Consider the following 1,043-nt stretch of genomic DNA (forward strand, 5'->3'; position numbering starts at 1 on the left):
TCATAGGTTGGACATTAAGAGGTAACCGCGTGCAAACCATATTGCAATCTACCTCTTTTTTTATCTCTGTCTGGGTTTGCTCGTTTAGCATACTTTGACAGAAATCCGATGGTGCTTTTCCATAGTTTTTTGAGCTTAGGAAGCCTATTTTGAGTTATCGATTCCATCAACGGATAAAACCAACCTTGCGTATTTTTCGCAATCATAAATGTTGATAATTCAATACCAGTCACTTGTTGAACACTAAAACCTATCCGCCTCTTTACTATCAGTGATAGCAAACTAACCCAGACAAGCCCTTCCATCATTGACGCCTTTCGTGTATTGAACTTTTGTAAATTACAGTATGACTTCCACTCTTTAAAAAGAAGCTCTATTTGCCAACGGAGCTGATATAGCTTGATGACAGTCTCTGCACTAAATTGTTTTCTGTCTAAGTTAGTTGACCAGTAAGTGGGTTCACTTTTACCTTTGGGCCAACTAGCGATTAAACGATAGTTTGTTTTACCTTCGACATCCATATCAACTATACCGCTTTGACGAATGTGTTTTTTGAGTGCTTTTTGCTTTTTATGATTAAACCGTTTTAGCGGTTTACCCTGTCGATTAAACCCTGAAACAACCATTGGGTTAACCGTTGTTCTCGCGCGTACCACATAGGAACCGCCTACTTGAGAAATATCATCTAAGTATGAAAGTTTGAAGTAACCTCTGTCAGCTAAAAACAACGTATCTTTTAATGACTTCGCTTCTGGTAGAAAATCATATTCAGCTTGGCTATCTGCACTTACCGAAACATGCTCAGGATAGCCCTGTAATACATCCCAACTTACATGCACTTCTATCGCAGCAGGGCTTATTTTAGTAAATCGACCTTTAAAGGTTTCATGTAAACTATCATGAACAGCAAACGAGCTACCATCTTGCAGTACAATACTTTTAAAGGCAGATAATTCGGTTTCTGTGGCTAATACTTGCTGTTGCCAAGCATTCATTGCAACGCGAATCACCTCTTTTATGAAATCAACAAATTCAGGCTTACT

General features: G+C 38.6%; 1 protein-coding gene. It reads right to left on the bottom strand.

Going from position 1 to position 1,043, the window contains the following annotated elements; translation table 11 throughout:
• Positions 1–14 precede the first annotated feature (14 nt).
• On the bottom strand, positions 15–1,043 hold a 1,029-nt coding region (locus tag Q0794_RS18035; protein WP_298944263.1), incomplete at its 5' end, for an IS4 family transposase.

Origin of the sequence: uncultured Psychromonas sp., assembly GCF_947489755.1 — a bacterium.
In the GTDB taxonomy this organism is placed as follows: Bacteria; Pseudomonadota; Gammaproteobacteria; order Enterobacterales; family Psychromonadaceae; genus Psychromonas.